We start from the raw sequence: 16333 nt of genomic DNA on the forward strand, positions 1-16333 counted from the left end.
TCACAGGTAAAGGGCAAAAAGTTAGCGGAATATGGCTTATCCGTCATGTCTCCCGGGATGGCTTCACCGATCATGTCTTTGCCCTGATGCATCTGCTGGGTTTTGACCTCTTGCAGGACTGGCGCGGCTGGATTAGCGTTTTTCGACGCGGTAGACCCGCAGTTGCCAGGGCGTTTGTTTTTTATCAAGCGTGCCTTCCACCGTGATGGTGTCTGACGGTGCGACAGCGGCCGCCTCCAGCACGGCGATGGGGATTGTGGCGCGAATTTGCCCGCTGCTGTCGCGCAGGAGATACGTATCGCTTCCCAGCTTTTGCGCCTGTATATCGCGCACTTGTACGCTGCTGGCGTCGGCCAATTGTTTGGCCTGTGCAAGGGTCGCCACGCGTGCAGCTTCAGTTTCACTGCGGCTGGCCTCGTGATTAAGCTGATGCGGGGTTGGCGTTTCGTGCGCCCCAGGCCCGGCGGCTTTCGCCGCAATAAGCGGGAGTAGTAACCCTGCTGCGATAATAGCTGTTTGCCTTTTCATTCTTTGCTCCTGTGCCATGTTGAGCATTAAGCCTGGCACATGGCGCTTATCCTTTGCGTATCCGCGTAATGCAATAGCGAAATTATTGTGGCTAAACACTGGTAGCAATACTGTGGGTATACAGTTAGCACAGGCGACAATTATTTATAACGGTCCGTATCGTTGGCCGGAGTGATGAAGGCGCCATGTTTAACGTCACAGCGATAACGCTTTTAGCCGTTTTATATATACATACGCAGTCGATGCCTGAAATTTCACAATCGTATAACTTAACGGCAAGGATGACGATAAAGCGCCGCCTGCCCGGCGGGCGTTTCGCCATTAACGCATCGGGTTAGGCTTGTGATATAACTTTTTGTTTTTAAAAACGTTAAGTGGGCGACAGGAGCCGGGGAATTAAGCGATGCGTGGGAAATATTAGTGCTTAATTATGATAATAAACGCGATTTATTCATACGTTACCCCTAATTTTAATGCTATTTCATTAACATATTGTGATCATATACTCAAAACTGATTATTTTCATTGCCAGTTCTACGTGAGTGGATAAAGATATTTTTCAACGCAGTAAGAATTTACGCGTGACGGAATGATTTTTTTAAAGATAAAACGGATATTCCAATACCAGGGAATTTTTAATGAGTATAAGTACTTCCGCTGTGCCGAACCGCGAGGTTGCGCATGCAGCCCAGGCACGCCTGGCGACGGATGAAGGACGCAGAGACTTCCGGCGCGCCACGTTTTCCTGCTGGCTTGGCACAACAATGGAGTATGCTGATTTTGCGCTTTATGGCCTTGCCGCCGGTATCATTTTTGGGGATGTGTTTTTTCCTGAGGCAACGCCGGTTATGGCGCTTCTTTCCAGTTTTGCCGCCTGGTCGGTAGGGTTTATCGCCCGCCCTGTAGGCGCGCTGCTGTTCGGCTGGATTGGCGATCGACATGGCCGTAAGGTTGTGATGATCGTCACGATTGCTCTGATGGGCCTGTCAACAACGCTGATTGGCCTGATCCCGGGCTATGCGACAATTGGCGTGTGGGCGCCCGCCTGCCTTGTTTTTTTACGTTTCGCCCAGGGGCTGGGCGCGGGGGCTGAGCTGTCAGGCGGTACCGTCATGCTGGGCGAATACGCTCCGCCAAATCGCCGCGGGCTGGTCTCTTCCATTATTGCGCTGGGCTCTAACAGCGGCACGCTGCTGGCGTCACTGATTTGGCTGCTGGTTCTGCAAATGGATAAAGCAAGCCTGATGAGCTGGGGCTGGCGCATTCCGTTTCTTGGCAGCATGCTGATTGCAGTCGTAGCCCTTTTCATTCGCCGCCACATGCGCGAAACGCCGGTGTTCGAACGCCAGAAAGCGCTGCTGGAAGCGCAGCGTCGCGAGGCGCTGGAGCGCGGTAATGCGGCCCGGCAATACGATAATCGCAGCTTTTGGCGGCGTACCCGGGCATTCTGGACGATGGTCGGCTTGCGTATCGGTGAAAACGGCCCGTCTTATCTGGCACAGGGGTTTATCATCGGTTATGTCGCAAAAGTGCTGATGGTGGATAAATCGGTGCCGACAACCGCCGTGTTTATCGCTTCTGTTTTAGGGTTTGCCGTCATTCCGCTGGCAGGGTGGCTGTCGGATCGCTTCGGGCGTCGTGTGACCTACCGGTATTTTTGCTTTTTGCTGATTCTTTATGCTTTCCCGGCGTTTATGCTGCTGGATTCGCGTGACCCAATAATTGTGATTCCTACGATCGTAGTCGGCATGTCGCTTGCGTCGCTGGGCATTTTTGGCGTGCAGGCAGCGTGGGGCGTGGAGCTATTCGGCGTTACAAACCGTTATACCCGCATGGCGTTTGCTAAAGAGTTGGGGTCGATTATTTCCGGCGGCACGGCGCCGCTGATAGCAGCCGCGCTGCTTTCCTGGGCCGGACACTGGTGGCCGGTGGCGGCCTATTTTATGTTGATGGCGACAATTGGCTTTGTGACCACTTTCTTTGCGCCGGAAACGCGCGGGCGCGATCTTAATTTGCCGGAAGATGCGATTTAACCGTTTTCGTCTGCACTTGGGGGTTTTTACGGGGCAGGAGGCACGCCAGGTACCGCGTATTTCTGGCGTTCAGGCCGTCAGGGCCGGTACCGAATGCGTGTTTTGCGGCGGCGGCTGGCGCTGGCCGGTTCTGCGGGCGTGGTTTACCGCCAGTGTGACGTAGGCGGCTGGCCGTCTGTTGGGAAAAAGCCGGAAGTTTATTACCAGAAGCTGTGCTGAATATGCGAATAATTATTGATTGCGATCCCGGAAATGGGATACCCGGCGCGAACGTGGATGATGGTCTGGCGCTTGCCCTGGCGCTGGCCGCGCCACAGATGAGCCTGGAGCTTATTACTACGGTGGCGGGAAATACGACCAGTGAAGTGGGCTATGCGGTAGCATGCGATATGCTTCGACAGCTTGGCTGTACTGTGCCGGTATGCCGGGGAGCCGCGCATGCGTTGCTGGAGCCTGCCGGCCCCTGGCGTGAACGGATGGATACATCGGTAGACGATGTGGGGTTGCGCTATCTCTGGCGTGGCGTAACGCCTGCGGCGAAGGCGAAAGTTAGCCCGCCGACGGCCGCGAATGCCATTGGCGAACTTATCTGTAATAACCCTGGCGTGATTACGCTTGTGGCCGTTGGGCCGCTGACAAATGTCGCAATGGCGTTACGTCTGTTTCCGGATATGGCGCAGATGGTGAAGCGAATCGTGATTATGGGGGGCGTATTTAATGTACCGGGCTATCTGAAAGATACCAATTTCGGTATCGATCCTGAGGCGGCGCACGTCGTGCTGACCAGCGGCGCGCCGATTACGGTTGTGCCGATGGATACCACCACCCAGACGCAAATGACGCATGCCGATCTTCAACGGCTGGCCGGGGTGGATAACCCGATTACGCGCTACCTGAATGTGACCATGCGCCCCTGGATAGACTATTCAATGCGTACACGCGGGTTGCCTGGCTGCTGGATCCACGATGCGTTAACCATTGCCTGGCTGCTTGATCCGACACTGTGTGATAGCGAAAGCGACTACCTTGACGTGGCGCTGGAAGGCGTGGCGCGTGGCGCGACCTGCCGCTACGGCAAGCTGAGGGTCAATGTAGGCGTTGCCGCTCCCCGCGGCGCGCCGGTACAAATACTTACGAAGGTTGATAATGCCCGGCTGCTGGCGCTGATTGAGCGTTACCTGCAAAAGAGAGCATAGCGCCCCATGTTTTCACTAATAACCGCTCTGTCGTAAGAAGACATCGCCGGAATTATCGGAATAACGGTTATATCGCGCCTAATGACAATGAGCGCTGCCGGGGCTGAATGAATGGCGAGGCAGTGCGTTCAGTTTCTGTTCATATTTCTGTCGTCCCCGGCCGCTCGCTGACTTTTATCTAAGTAAAGAGCGAAAAGCGCGTTCGGGGGGAGAGGAGCGCCCATCGGGAAATGCCCGGCTGCTTTAATAAACCCGTAGCGTATTTACCGGTTTTTTGACGCCTGTTGTTTGCGTTGCGTCTATTTTTTAGCGTACGGAGTAACCGCCATCCACAACCAGGATATGACCGCTAACATAGTCAGAAGCCCGGCTGGAAAGAAAGACAGCCGCCCCCATAAGATCTTTAGCCTCGCCCCAGCGTTGGGCAGGTATATGGTTGGTAATTAAACTTTTAAGTTTAGGATTGCCGTGAAGTACCGTCGTCATATCGGTTAAACAATAACCGGGCGCGATACCGTTTATTTGGATATTGTATTCTGAAAAATCATCAGCATAAGATCGTGTTAAACCCACTAAAGCATGCTTGGTAGCAGAATAACCAGGCGACCATCTGCCGCCAAAAAAGGATAAAATAGAACAAACGTTGATTATTTTCCCCTTTCGTTGCGGAATAAAAAATTTTATGGCCTCTCTACTCATTTCAAAGGCTGCGGTTAGATTGAGATTTATCATTGGATCCCAGTCGGTACGGTCAAATTTTAGCGGGTTGTTAATTTTACATATGCCTGCATTATTGATAAGTATATCGATCCGGCCGAATTTATTCATACAGCGGCGGAAGATTTTTTCCGCAGCGCCGTTCTCGGTTATATCAATACACATAAACTCGACGCTGACGCCGCTTTTTTCAATATGAGAAATATAATCTTCATCCGGTTCTTTGAGATCGACAATGAATAAGTTCGCACCCGCTTTAGCGAGGGCCGCAGTAAGCGCTCGCCCTAACCCGCCGCAACCGCCTGTGATGATAGCAACCTCTTTCTTTAGAGAGAAAAAATCCAGCGAAAAGTCATCAAATAATCCATGCATAACTATATCCTACAAATCATTTTGTTAGTAAAAAATTTAACGCAGCTTGCCAGACTAACTTGTGGTTAAATAATCCACTGAAATTGTGATGGCTTAGATAGTATTATTGCTATATCCGCCTGGTTGAGGGAAGTTTTAGCTGCATCAGGCTGTTAGTGCGCTATTTTCCCAAAATGATACGTGAAAATAGTTGTCTTTAAATCATAGAATTTATGAATTTAGCATTTTAACAATAAGAAGTTAACTTGTCTGTTTTAGTCAAAACGTTAAAAGTTACCCTAATGGTACCGATTTAACAGACGCACGGCATACAGGATAGCGACAGCGTTTAGTTTATTGCGGCTATCAGTGAACTTAATTTTGTTATCGCGGCGATATCTACCCGCCAGCCCCGTTTCATGGGTAAAAATTTATTAATGCGCTGTATCTGTTGAGTAAATAATGCCGTCAGGCAATTACGTTATCAGGCGTATCGCTGGGTCTGTTTCTCCATCCTGCACGGTAAAAAGCGCCGTTGATTTTTCGTTATAGCTTGCGGATAAACGGAAGTATGGGCATGTAAAGCGAAGGGGCCGATAGCGATGCGCCCGGTCAGGCGTCAGGCAGGAAAAAACGGGGCCGTCCGGCTCTGAGACTGCTGACAAACCCTATCCTGTCGCAGGCAGGAGGGATGAAAGACAATAAAAAATAAGCAAAATCAACGCATTGATTTTCGCCTGCTTACTACAAAGAAGGAAAAACTCCGTTTTTTCCTTCTTTGTCAACAATCCGAGGGGCCGTCCGACCCCTGGTTTTTAATTGCAATGAATAACGATAAAGGTTGCTACGCGCGGCTAGCGCATGGTCACAAACTCTTCTGCCGCAGTAGGGTGAATGGCGACGGTATTGTCAAAATCTTTTTTGGTTGCGCCCATTTTTAGCGCCACGGCAAAGCCCTGCAGCATTTCATCCATGCCAAAGCCAATCCCGTGAATGCCTACGATTTTCTGCTCCTCGCCCACGCAGATAAGCTTCATGCGGCAAGGCTGGCGATGTTGAGTGACGGCGGTATACATTGCGGTGAAGGCGGACTGGTATACCTTCACGGCCTCATCGCCGTACTGCTCGCGGGCCTGCGGCTCAGTCAGGCCAACGGTGCCAATCGGCGGGTGGCTGAATACCACGGTCGGCACATTGTTGTAATCAAGGTGTTCGTTTGGCTTATTGTTGAACAGGCGCTCGGACAGGCGACGGCCTGCGGCAACGGCCACGGGCGTCAGCTCAATATGGCCGGTGTTATCGCCTACAGCGTAAACGCCAGCTACGTTGGTCGCCTGATATTTATCGACGATAATGTAGCCCTTTTCGTCGGTTTTCACACCCGCAGCCTGTAGGTTGATACTGTCGGTTGCCGGTTCGCGGCCAATGGCCCAAATGAGGCAGTCTACGGTCTGTCTGCGGCCATCTTCCAGCGTTAGCGTGAGGCTGCCGTCAGTGTTTTTTACCACGGATTCGGGAACTGCCTGGGTATGCAACTGCGGGCCTTCAGCGGCCATGATCTCAACCAGCGTGTCGGTAATGATGGGATCAAAACTGCGCAGCGGCGCATGTTTGCGTACAAACAGATGCGTTTGTGCGCCCAGGGCATTCACCACCCCGGCAATTTCTACGGCGATATAGCCTGCGCCTACGACCGCAACACGGTCTGGCAGCGCATCAAGCTCAAAGAAACCATCAGAATCAAGACCATATTCCACACCCGGAATAGCCGGCCGACCAGGGCGGCCGCCGGTGGCGATCAGGATGTGATCGGCTGTTAACCTGTCGCCGTTAACTTCAATGGTATGGGCATCGACAAAACGGGCGAAGCCGTGGATAACGTCAACGTTGTTTTTACCTAATACCCTGTCGTATGAGGCGTGGATGCGGTCAATATAGGCGCTACGGCTGGCGATCAGTTTGCCCCAGTCGAGATGATTTAACGTAGCGTCAATACCATAGTCCGGGCCATAAAGTCGGATGGCTTCGGCAATTTGCGCTGCATGCCACATCACTTTCTTGGGTACGCAACCTACGTTCACGCAGGTGCCGCCCAGCAGTTTGGCCTCAATCAGGGCGCATTTTTTGCCATACATGGCAGCGCGGTTAACGGAGGCAATGCCGCCGCTGCCGCCGCCAATGGCGATATAGTCATAATGTTTTGTCATGGTCGTTACCTTGCATCAGTCCGTAATAACGTCATTATCGCCCATCCTACAAAGCGTGTAACGGGCTCAGGCGCGGCCTATTCCGGCACGAGCCAGCTAAGCGAAACATGGCCGGTACCGCCTGGCGCCAGTTTGCGGTGCAGCCAGGGAAGTAATGCCGCCATTTGTTTCTCCAGCTTCCACGGCGGATTAATCACAATCATGCCGGAGGCGGTCATGCCGCGTTGATCGCTGTCCGGGCGTATTGCCAGCTCAATTTGCAATATGCGGCGAATGCCTGTGGCCTCCAGCTCATGGAACATACGCTTAATTTGCTGGCGCAGAACGACCGGATACCATAATGCGTAAACGCCGGTGGCAAAGCGCCTGTAGCCTTCGCTGATGCCGGTAACGACGGCCTGATAATCCGTTTTCATTTCATAAGGCGGATCGATAAGTATCAGGCCGCGACGCGATGTGGGCGGCAGTTTCGCCTTCAGTTGCTGATAACCGTCGCCGCGCGCTACCGTGGCGCGTTTATCATTCTGGAATTCGGCGCGCAGTAGCGGGAAATCGGAAGGATGCAGCTCGGTTAACTGGAGCATGTCCTGTGGGCGCAGTAGCTCGCGGGCAATCAACGGCGATCCGGGGTAGTAACGCAGTTGGCCGCTGCGGTTAAATGCCGCAACGGCGTTCAGATAGGGCTCTAGCTGCGCCGGGGTATCGTCCTGCTGCCAGATGCGGGCGATACCCTCCAGATATTCACCTGTGCGTTCAGCCCGCGCGCTGGCAAGCTGATAGCGCCCGGCGCCGGCGTGAGTATCGAGGTAGAGAAACGGCTTTTCTTTCTCTTTCAGCGCTTCCAGAATCAGGCTCTGAACAGTGTGTTTGAGGACGTCGGCGTGGTTGCCGGCGTGAAAGCTGTGGCGGTAACTGAGCATGCGGGCTGCGTTTTCCAAAAAAGTGGGGGAACGGGTAGGGGGCCAGTATATACCCAAACGGCGCCGAGTTGCAGGCAGCCTGCCGCCGCGCCCGCCATTGAAATTCACTACACTAACCCCCATGCTACGACGTATTGTCACTGCATGATGCGCTAAACAAACAACATTTCAGGACCGAGCCTATGACGAATCCATTGTTATCTCCGTTTACTCTACCGCCGTTTTCGAAAATTCAGCCTGAACACGTGGTGCCCGCCGTGACCGATGCGCTAAAGGCGTGCCGTGAAAAAGTAGAAAGCGTGGTGGCGCAGGGCGCGCCCTATACCTGGGACAACCTGTGTCAGCCGCTGGCAGAGGTAGACGATCGTCTTGGCCGTATATTTTCGCCAGTCAGTCATCTGAATGCCGTCAAAAATAGCCCGGAGCTGCGCGCGGCCTATGAGCAGACGCTGCCGCTGCTGTCGGAATACAGTACCTGGGTTGGGCAACACGAGGGGCTGTACAGGGCATACCGCAACCTGCGCGACGGCGACAGCTACCCGACGCTCGACGTGGCAAAGAAGAAAGCCGTGGATAACGCGCTGCGCGACTTTGAACTATCGGGCATCGGGCTTGCGGCGGATAAACAAAAACGTTACGGCGAAATTGCAGCGCGCCTGTCTGAACTGGGTTCTGCTTATAGCAACAATGTGCTTGACGCCACAATGGGCTGGACAAAGCTGATTAGCGATGAGACCGAACTGGCCGGGATGCCGGAAAGCGCGCTGGCCGCCGCTCATGCTCAGGCGCAGGCCAAAGAGCAGGAAGGGTGGCTATTGACGCTGGATATCCCAAGTTACCTGCCGGTAATGACGTATTGTGATAATCAGGCCCTGCGTGAGGAAATGTACCGCGCCTACAGCACCCGTGCCTCCGATCAGGGGCCGAATGCGGGTAAGTGGGACAATGGCCCGATTATGGAAGAGATCCTGAGCCTGCGGCATGAACTGGCCCTGTTGCTGGGTTTTGGCAGCTATGCCGAAAAATCGCTGGCGACCAAAATGGCCGAAAATACCGGACAGGTGCTGGACTTCCTGACCGATCTGGCAAAGCGCGCTCGCCCACAGGGGGAAGCCGAGCTGGCCCAGCTTCGCGCTTTCGCGCAAAAAGAGTATGGCGTCCAGGCGCTGCAGCCGTGGGATATTGCCTATTACAGCGAAAAGCAAAAGCAGCATCTGTATAGCATCAGCGATGAGCAGCTACGCCCGTATTTCCCGGAAGACCGCGCTATCAACGGCCTGTTTGAAGTTGTAAAACGCATTTACGGTATCAGTGCGAAAGAGCGCAAGGACATTGATGTCTGGCATTCTGACGTGCGTTTTTTCGAGCTGTTTGATGAGCAGGGCGAACTGCGCGGCAGCTTCTACCTTGATCTTTACGCCCGCGAGCATAAGCGCGGCGGGGCATGGATGGACGACTGCGTCGGACAAATGCGCCTGGCCGACGGTTCGCTGCAAAAGCCGGTCGCCTACCTGACCTGTAATTTTAACCGCCCGGTCAATGGCAAACCGGCGCTGTTTACTCATGATGAAGTGATCACGCTATTCCATGAGTTTGGCCACGGTCTGCACCATATGCTGACGCGTATTGAAGCTGCCGGCGTGGCAGGCATTAGCGGCGTGCCGTGGGATGCGGTCGAACTGCCGAGCCAGTTTATGGAAAACTGGTGCTGGGAGCCGCAGGCGCTGGCCTTTATCTCCGGTCATTATGAAACGGGCGAACCGCTGCCGCAGGCGCTGCTTGATAAAATGCTGGAAGCCAAAAATTACCAGGCGGCCATGTTTATCCTGCGCCAGCTTGAGTTTGGCCTGTTCGACTTCCGTCTGCATGCTGAATTTGATCCGACGCAGGGGGCGAAAATCCTTGAAACGCTGCGTGAGATTAAAAGCCAGGTGGCGGTCGTGCCAGGGCCTGCCTGGGGGCGTTTTCCGCATGCCTTCAGCCATATTTTCGCTGGCGGCTATGCCGCGGGCTACTACAGCTATTTGTGGGCCGATGTGCTGGCGGCGGATGCTTATTCGCGGTTTGAGGAAGAGGGTATATTTAACCGCGAAACCGGGCTGTCGTTTCTGGAAAATATTCTTAGCCGCGGCGGTTCCGAAGAGCCGATGGCGCTGTTCAAACGTTTCCGTGGACGTGAGCCGGAACTGGACGCGATGCTGGCGCACTACGGTATTAAGGGCTGATACCCCACGTGAAGATCTGTTTGATTGATGAATCAGGCGCCGGTGACGGCGCCTTAGCTGTTCTGGCCGCCCGCTGGGGGCTGGAGCAGGATGCGGATAACCCGATGGCGCTGGTATTAACGTCGTCCCATCTGGAGTTACGCAAGCTTGATGAGCCAAAACTTGGCGGTATATTTGTGGATTTTGTCGGCGGCGCGATGGCGCACCGGCGTAAATTCGGCGGCGGACGCGGCGAAGCCGTGGCGAAAGCGGTAGGCGTCAGGGGCGACTATTTTCCGGATGTTGTGGATGCCACGGCGGGCCTTGGGCGCGATGCGTTTGTGCTGGCTTGCGTGGGGTGTCGCGTGCGAATGCTGGAGCGCCATCCGGTCGTGGCTGCGTTGCTGGATGACGGCCTGACGCGTGGTTATGCCAGCCCGGAAATCGGTGGCTGGCTGCGCGAGCGTCTGACGCTGATTCACGCTTCGAGCCTGTCGTCGCTGCAAACCCTTCGCCCGCGCCCGCAGGTGGTGTATCTCGACCCGATGTATCCACATCGCCAGAAAAGCGCGCTGGTAAAAAAAGAGATGCGCGTGTTCCAGACGCTGGTAGGAACGGACGGGGACGCCGATGGGCTGCTGGCGCCGGCGCTGGAGCTTGCGACAAAGCGCGTGGTAGTTAAACGCCCCGATTATGCTGCGCCGCTGGCCGGGCGGGTAACGCAGTCTGCGGTTGTCACTAAAAATCATCGCTTTGATATTTATCCGGGCACGCCAGACCAGCCTGTATGAGCGTCGATTATCCCGCAGGATAAATTTAATTTTCTTTATTGTATTATGGTTATTTATGTGGTTATTTTCGTTATTTGTACTTTAAATTAATGCTCGCGCAGGGAAGTTATTATTTTTCAGTCTATTGCTTTGCTTTTGCGACGGGCGTTTACTGGTTTTCGCATTCCCCTTTTTCCTCTGTTCTTATATTTCATAAGTATTCTTTAAGAATTTCTTAAGAAAATCCTTTTACGTTGATTCAACTTTGTTGCTTAACAGATAAAAGGACGCTTATCGTGAACCCCGTTGAAACGCTTTTTGCCCGTAACAGAAGCTGGGCCAACCGACACGTAGCGGGCGATCCCGCTTTCTTCCGCCGTCATGCTCAGGGGCAGCAGCCTCATACATTGTGGCTTGGGTGCTCTGACAGCCGTGTCGCGCCCGAACTACTGACAGGCTCGCGTATCGGTGAGCTGTTTGTACACCGCAATATTGCGAACATGATTGATGAAAATGATGAAAGCCTTATGAGCGTCATGCTCTATGCCATCGATGAACTAAAAGTGACCAATATTATCCTGTGCGGCCATTACGGCTGTGGCGGCGTACTGGCTGCGTTAAAGCTGGGAAAGCCGGTTAACCACTCCGGTAATCCGCTGACGCGTCGCGTCAGCGCGCTGCGCCAGGGGCTGGAAATGGATATTTCAGGTTCTGGCGGCTGCCAGAGCCATGCCGATGTGGCCGACAGGTTGGTAGAAGCGCACCTTCGCATACAGTTTGCGCGCCTGCATGCTTTGCCGGTTGTGCAGGAAGCCTGGGCGCAGCAGCAGCCGCTGACGCTATGGGGCTGTGTATTCGATATCGGTTGCGGCCATTTGAAAGAGCTGATGCGCATGGATGGGAGGGATGATAAATGAGTCTGGCGGGTGTTCGTAGCGATGTACTGGCCGGTATTATTGTTTTTCTGGTTGCGCTGCCCATGAACCTGGGGATAGCGCAGGCGTGCGGGTTGCCGCCTGTGCTGGGCGTTGTCACCGGCGTGACCGGGGGACTGATGGTTGCGGTTCTCAGCCCGTCGCGCTTTGCCGTGAGCGGGCCTGCGGCCGGACTGGTTACAATTATACTGGCGTCTGCGGCGCAGTTGGGTTCGTATCCGCAACTGTTGACCGCCATTGTGTTGGCAGGCGGTATACAACTGTTGATGGGGTGGTTAAAGGCAGGGCGCTGGATTGCACTGGTGCCGGGTTCGGTGATTGCCGGGATGCTGGCCGCAATCGGCATCATGCTGATAGTTCAGCAACTGCCCGTGGCGCTGGCGTTTGATAAAACGCACGGGCAGTTTTCGTTCCTTTCGCTGGCGTTGACCATCGTGTCGCTGACGATTTTGTTTGGCTGGGATATGTCCGTTGTGAAGCGCCGGCGTATGTTGAGCATGATTCCGGGGCCACTGCTTGCCGTGGTATGCGCAACGGCAGTTCTGTGGTTGGCGGCGGATGCCCGGAGCACGGTAAAAACGGTTATGCTGCCGGAGCTTGCGAGCGTAACCGCGTGGCAGGCGGTAATGAATCATCCTGACTGGCAGAGCGCGCTGATGAATCCGCGCGTGTGGACCGTCGCGCTGACAATTGCACTGGTGGCCAGTCTTGAAACGCTGCTGAGCCTGGAGGCGCTTAAGAAACTGAAAGATCAGCGCCCGGAACCGTGCGCAAATCGTGAATTGTACGCCCAGGGCGCAGGCAATATTCTGAGCGGCCTGTGCGGCGGGCTGCCGGTAACGTCGGTGATAGTGCGCAGCTCAGTAAACGTTAACGCTGGCGCGCGCACTCGCCTGTCGGTATTGATCCACTGTCTGCTGCTACTGGCGGCTGTAGTATGGTTTAGCGGGATTATCAGCCTGATTCCGATGCCGGTACTGGCGGCGATTCTGATTGCGACCGGCTATAAGCTGGCAGCGCCGAAGGTATTCCTGCAGCAGTGGCGGCAGGGATTATTCCGTTTTGTGCCGTTTCTGATAACGCTCTTTGGGATTATAGTTGTGGATATGTTGAGCGGCATTGCGCTGGGTTTTGTTACTCAGTTACTGTGCAATATGTTGGCGCGCTCCGCCAGCAGCTCGCCGCTTCGTCGGAAGAAAGCCAGCTAAATTGTGTGAAGCCGTTCGCCGCGTTCTGAAAATAAAAACGCCTGATAGCAGGCGTTTGAGACGGCCGACAAACCCCATCCTGTCGTGGACAGGATGGATGAAATACAATAAAAAATAAGCAAAACCAAAGCATTGGTTTTCATCTGCTTACCACAAAAAAGGAAAAATCCCCCCGTTTTTTCCTTCTTCGTTAGCGCTTGCTGGTTTAGCGCGTGCAAACCCAATAAAAAAGCCAGCCAGTAGCGTACGGGCCGGCTTTCGGGCATCACACTAAGGTTGCCTCTGCATTGCCTTTGGCGCGTTTTCTCCGTTAATCTTCTTCGTCACGCAGCGGTACAATCAGCATATCAATATGGACTGTGTTGATAAGCTGGCGCGCAGACGACATCAGCTTGCTCCAGAAATCCTGATGGTGACCGCAGACGACGAGATCAACATCATATTTTTTTATCGCATCAACCAGTACCTGCCCCAGATCGCCGCTGCCGCTCAGGGTTTCGGTAATCGGATAGCCTGCGCCGGTGGAGAGTTCGGTCAGCGCGCTGTGGGTTTCTTCAGAGATGCGCTTTTGCATATCGCCCAGGTTAACGTCAATTAATCCGGTATAAAGATCGGAATAGTTTACATCAACATGAATCAGTGAGATTTTGGCGTTGTAAGGCCGCGCCATCGATACCGCTTTGTCTACCAGCACCTTGCTTTCCGGCGACAGATCGACGGCGATGAGGATATGTTTGTAAGCCATAGTGTTACTCCTTCCATAAGATGTCGATGACCAGATGGAGCGGATTGCGACTGCTGCTTTTATGCTGACTTCGCGCCCGCGCTCTGCGTACCTTATTAGCTATAACGCAATTCTACGTAAGGACTTAATTATAGTTAAATTTTTCGTAATATGGCGTGAATGCGCATTCATGCTAACCCCTTACCCGCAGGCTGCGCAAACCCGGCGTATGCTGTTTTTGATATGTGGCAAAAAAATTCACTCATCTCCTACACTATGAGAAGGCGGCGGCGTAACAGACGTCGCCGTAAGCCGACAGAACCTGTAGCCATGCGTCGGCTGGTTTTATCTGTCGCCTGCTGCTGAAGTGAGGCGGGGTATGTGGAAATGCCCTGGCGCGCGGCATTGTGGGCAGAACCGGGGGGATGACGTATGATCAGCACTATCGCGCTGTTTTGGGCTTTGTGTGTTGTTTGTGTTGTGAATATGGCGCGTTATTTCTCATCATTGCGCGCGCTGCTGGTAGTTCTGAGGGGCTGTGATCCACTGTTGTATCAGTACGTTGACGGCGCCGGCTTTTTTACCTCCCACGGGCAGCCAGGCAAGCAAATACGCCTGGTTCGCTATATTTACGCGCAGCGTTACCGCGATCATCATGATGATGAATTTATCCGCCGCTGCGAGCGGGTCCGTCGCCAGTTTATCCTGACCAGCGCCCTTTGCGGGCTGGTCATTGTCAGCCTTGTAGCGTTGATAATCTGGCGTTGACATTCAGTTATATAAAAGCGTGTGGTGTGAGTTTATCGGCACGTTAAAGCGGGGGAATAAGTACGTTGATTTTAGGCTGTTAACCACAAAGAGGGCAAAACCGCGGTTTTGCCCTCTTTGTTATTACCCTGTGGCGAGCCGTTATGCTCGCCATTTTTCAGTCTTCGCTTAGACCAGGTGCAGCGCCAGCCAGTACAGCCCGCTCGACAGGCCAATTGCCGCTGGCAGGGTGAACACCCAGGCCATCAGGATACTGGTGACTGTTTTACGCTGCAGGCCGCCGCCGTCCACGATCATCGTGCCCGCCACAGAGGAGGAAAGCACGTGGGTGGTGGATACCGGCATACCGGTATAGCTGGCCACGCCAATAGAAACAGCCGCGGTCATCTGCGCCGACATACCCTGTGCGTAGGTCATGCCTTTTTTGCCAATCTTTTCGCCAATCGTCGTCGCCACGCGGCGCCAGCCAATCATGGTGCCAATGCCGAGCGCCAGCGCGACCGCCATAATGATCCAGACCGGGGCATATTCAATGGTAAGCAGCAGGTCATTTTTCAGCTCTTTCAGATAGCGCTTATCATCAGCTTTCGCTCCCGGCAAGCTTGCCGCTTTATCGGCGGTGTCGGAAATGCACAGCAAGAGGCGACGCATGTGGCCACGCTCTTCCACCGAGAGGCTGTTATAGCTTTCCAGCCCGTTGAGCAACTGGCGCGAGCGTTCCAGCGCATGCATCGCGCGTGCGGCATCGCAGTGGAAGTCGTGCGGTTTATCCGCGTTGTTTTCTTCCGGCGTCGGAATGATCGGATTCATATCAATAACCTGGCTGAGCGCATCGCGGTGCTGCTGAAAATACAGCTCAACGTTATTAATAGCGTCGCGGGTGCGCGCAATGTCGTAACCGCTGGCGTTCATGTTAACGACAAAGCCCGCAGGCGCCACGCCGATAAGTACCAGCATGACCAGACCAATGCCTTTTTGCCCGTCGTTAGCGCCGTGGGAAAAACTGACGCCGATGGCGGAAAGGATGAGAGCGATACGTGTCCAGAACGGCGGCTTTTTCTTACCGTCTTTCTTTTCACGCTCGGCCGGTGTGAGATGAATACGACGACGCTTTTTGGTGCCGCTCCAGAAGCGGCGCAGCAGGAAGATCATGCCGCCGGCAATGACCAGGCCGACGACGGGAGAAATTATCAAAGACGCAAAGATACCCATTACTTTCGGGATATTCAGCGCCTCCACAATGGAAGTGCCGGTCATCAGAGCGTTAGTCAGGCCGATGCCGATGATAGCGCCGATAAGGGTATGAGAACTGGAAGCCGGCAGGCCGAAGTACCAGGTGCCGAGGTTCCAGATTATCGCGGCCAGCAGCATGGAGAAAACCATAGCAAGCCCATGCGCTGAACCGACATTGAGCAGCAGGTCGGTAGGCAGCATATGGACAATGGCATAGGCAACGCTCAATCCGCCAAGCAGCACGCCGAAAAAGTTAAATACCGCCGCCATGATAACGGCAAGCTGTGACCGCATCGCACGGGTATAGATAACCGTCGCTACGGCATTTGCGGTGTCGTGGAAACCGTTAATGGCTTCGTAAAACAGAACAAAAACCAGAGCAAGTATTAATAGAAGCCCGGTATAGAGATCCAGGCCAGCAAAAAGATGTAGCATAGACGTTACGCCATTTTATAAGGACATGAACGCGGCGCATTATCCGGGACAATGCGGGTATGGGCAAAGTGAAATATAAACTTTTTTGGCATTAACTTTGGATA

Annotated in this window: 15 protein-coding genes; 8 read left to right on the forward strand and 7 right to left on the reverse strand. The window is 53.9% G+C overall.

Annotated elements, in window-relative coordinates; translation table 11 throughout:
• Nucleotides 1–132: 132 nt before the first annotated feature.
• Nucleotides 133–528 carry a NirD/YgiW/YdeI family stress tolerance protein gene (locus tag JJB97_RS07930; RefSeq protein ID WP_238713491.1) on the reverse strand — a complete coding sequence of 132 codons (396 nt, stop codon included), beginning with the start codon at nt 526–528 and terminating at the stop codon, nt 133–135.
• Between the two features lie 638 nt (nt 529–1166).
• Between JJB97_RS07930 and JJB97_RS07935 the strand changes: the two genes are divergently transcribed.
• From JJB97_RS07935 to JJB97_RS07940, 3 genes are all read left to right on the forward strand, one after another.
• A complete protein-coding gene (locus tag JJB97_RS07935; RefSeq protein ID WP_238713492.1) occupies nt 1167–2561 on the forward strand; it encodes an MFS transporter in 1395 nt (464 codons plus the stop codon).
• Nucleotides 2562–2654: 93 nt separating this feature from the next.
• Nucleotides 2655–2780 carry a hypothetical protein gene (locus JJB97_RS18555; protein ID WP_263457906.1) on the forward strand — a complete coding sequence of 42 codons (126 nt, stop codon included), beginning with the start codon at nt 2655–2657 and terminating at the stop codon, nt 2778–2780.
• Between the two features lie 2 nt (nt 2781–2782).
• Nucleotides 2783–3757: a nucleoside hydrolase gene (locus JJB97_RS07940; protein ID WP_238713493.1), complete on the forward strand. Its 975-nt coding sequence runs from the start codon at nt 2783–2785 to the stop codon at nt 3755–3757.
• 306 nt (nt 3758–4063) lie between these two features.
• Here JJB97_RS07940 and JJB97_RS07945 read toward each other — a convergent pair whose 3' ends face one another.
• The 3 genes from JJB97_RS07945 to JJB97_RS07955 all read right to left on the reverse strand — a co-directional run bounded on the left by JJB97_RS07945 (nt 4064) and on the right by JJB97_RS07955 (nt 7952).
• Nucleotides 4064–4846 carry an SDR family oxidoreductase gene (locus tag JJB97_RS07945; RefSeq protein WP_238713494.1) on the reverse strand — a complete coding sequence of 261 codons (783 nt, stop codon included), beginning with the start codon at nt 4844–4846 and terminating at the stop codon, nt 4064–4066.
• An 833-nt stretch (nt 4847–5679) separates the two neighbouring features.
• A complete protein-coding gene (gorA, locus tag JJB97_RS07950; protein ID WP_238713495.1) occupies nt 5680–7032 on the reverse strand; it encodes a glutathione-disulfide reductase in 1353 nt (450 codons plus the stop codon).
• A 77-nt stretch (nt 7033–7109) separates the two neighbouring features.
• Entirely contained in the window at nt 7110–7952 is an 843-nt protein-coding gene (locus JJB97_RS07955; protein WP_238713496.1) for a 23S rRNA (adenine(2030)-N(6))-methyltransferase RlmJ, read from the reverse strand.
• 182 nt (nt 7953–8134) lie between these two features.
• On the opposite strand from JJB97_RS07955, the gene prlC reads away from it, so the two are divergent.
• The 4 genes from prlC (at nt 8135) to JJB97_RS07975 (ending at nt 13069) form a co-directional block, all read left to right on the forward strand.
• Complete coding sequence (gene prlC, locus JJB97_RS07960; protein WP_238713497.1) at nt 8135–10177, forward strand: oligopeptidase A; 2043 nt, start codon at nt 8135–8137, stop codon at nt 10175–10177.
• 8 nt (nt 10178–10185) lie between these two features.
• Nucleotides 10186–10947 (forward strand): 16S rRNA (guanine(1516)-N(2))-methyltransferase RsmJ, encoded by a 762-nt coding sequence (rsmJ, locus tag JJB97_RS07965; protein ID WP_238713498.1) that lies wholly within the window; start codon nt 10186–10188, stop codon nt 10945–10947.
• Between the two features lie 275 nt (nt 10948–11222).
• Nucleotides 11223–11843 carry a carbonic anhydrase gene (locus JJB97_RS07970; protein WP_238713499.1) on the forward strand — a complete coding sequence of 207 codons (621 nt, stop codon included), beginning with the start codon at nt 11223–11225 and terminating at the stop codon, nt 11841–11843.
• Nucleotides 11840–13069: a SulP family inorganic anion transporter gene (locus JJB97_RS07975; RefSeq protein ID WP_238713500.1), complete on the forward strand. Its 1230-nt coding sequence runs from the start codon at nt 11840–11842 to the stop codon at nt 13067–13069. Before JJB97_RS07970 ends, JJB97_RS07975 begins: the two co-directional genes overlap by 4 nt.
• Here JJB97_RS07975 and JJB97_RS07980 read toward each other — a convergent pair.
• Nucleotides 13066–13338, reverse strand: coding sequence for a hypothetical protein (locus tag JJB97_RS07980; protein ID WP_238713501.1), 273 nt, complete (start codon nt 13336–13338; stop codon nt 13066–13068). The genes JJB97_RS07975 and JJB97_RS07980 overlap by 4 nt on opposite strands.
• Before the next feature lie 41 nt (nt 13339–13379).
• On the reverse strand, nt 13380–13814 hold the full coding sequence (gene uspA / locus JJB97_RS07985; protein WP_238713502.1) for a universal stress protein UspA: 435 nt from the start codon (nt 13812–13814) through the stop codon (nt 13380–13382).
• A 411-nt stretch (nt 13815–14225) separates the two neighbouring features.
• On the opposite strand from uspA, the gene uspB reads away from it, so the two are divergent.
• Entirely contained in the window at nt 14226–14561 is a 336-nt protein-coding gene (gene uspB / locus JJB97_RS07990) for a universal stress protein UspB (protein WP_238713503.1), read from the forward strand.
• A gap of 168 nt (nt 14562–14729) precedes the next feature.
• On the opposite strand, the gene pitA is transcribed toward uspB, so the two are convergent.
• Nucleotides 14730–16229, reverse strand: a complete 1500-nt coding sequence (gene pitA, locus JJB97_RS07995) for an inorganic phosphate transporter PitA (RefSeq protein ID WP_238713504.1) — start codon at nt 16227–16229, stop codon at nt 14730–14732.
• Between the last annotated feature and the right edge of the window lie 104 nt (nt 16230–16333).

Origin of the sequence: Tenebrionibacter intestinalis, assembly GCF_016632365.1 — a bacterium.
Taxonomy (GTDB): domain Bacteria; phylum Pseudomonadota; class Gammaproteobacteria; order Enterobacterales; family Enterobacteriaceae; genus Tenebrionibacter; species Tenebrionibacter intestinalis.

What these genes read in the sequence shown, in the direction of transcription:
- JJB97_RS07930 (WP_238713491.1), bottom strand. Translation starts at nt 528, where the DNA reads ATGAAAAGGCAAACAGCTATTATCGCAGCAGGGTTACTACTCCCGCTT.
- JJB97_RS07935 (WP_238713492.1), top strand. Translation starts at nt 1,167, where the DNA reads ATGAGTATAAGTACTTCCGCTGTGCCGAACCGCGAGGTTGCGCATGCA.
- JJB97_RS18555 (WP_263457906.1), top strand. Translation starts at nt 2,655, where the DNA reads ATGCGTGTTTTGCGGCGGCGGCTGGCGCTGGCCGGTTCTGCGGGCGTG.
- uspA (WP_238713502.1), bottom strand. Translation starts at nt 13,814, where the DNA reads ATGGCTTACAAACATATCCTCATCGCCGTCGATCTGTCGCCGGAAAGC.
- uspB (WP_238713503.1), top strand. Translation starts at nt 14,226, where the DNA reads ATGATCAGCACTATCGCGCTGTTTTGGGCTTTGTGTGTTGTTTGTGTT.
- JJB97_RS07975 (WP_238713500.1), top strand. Translation starts at nt 11,840, where the DNA reads ATGAGTCTGGCGGGTGTTCGTAGCGATGTACTGGCCGGTATTATTGTT.
- gorA (WP_238713495.1), bottom strand. Translation starts at nt 7,032, where the DNA reads ATGACAAAACATTATGACTATATCGCCATTGGCGGCGGCAGCGGCGGC.
- JJB97_RS07940 (WP_238713493.1), top strand. Translation starts at nt 2,783, where the DNA reads ATGCGAATAATTATTGATTGCGATCCCGGAAATGGGATACCCGGCGCG.
- pitA (WP_238713504.1), bottom strand. Translation starts at nt 16,229, where the DNA reads ATGCTACATCTTTTTGCTGGCCTGGATCTCTATACCGGGCTTCTATTA.
- JJB97_RS07945 (WP_238713494.1), bottom strand. Translation starts at nt 4,846, where the DNA reads ATGCATGGATTATTTGATGACTTTTCGCTGGATTTTTTCTCTCTAAAG.
- JJB97_RS07955 (WP_238713496.1), bottom strand. Translation starts at nt 7,952, where the DNA reads ATGCTCAGTTACCGCCACAGCTTTCACGCCGGCAACCACGCCGACGTC.
- prlC (WP_238713497.1), top strand. Translation starts at nt 8,135, where the DNA reads ATGACGAATCCATTGTTATCTCCGTTTACTCTACCGCCGTTTTCGAAA.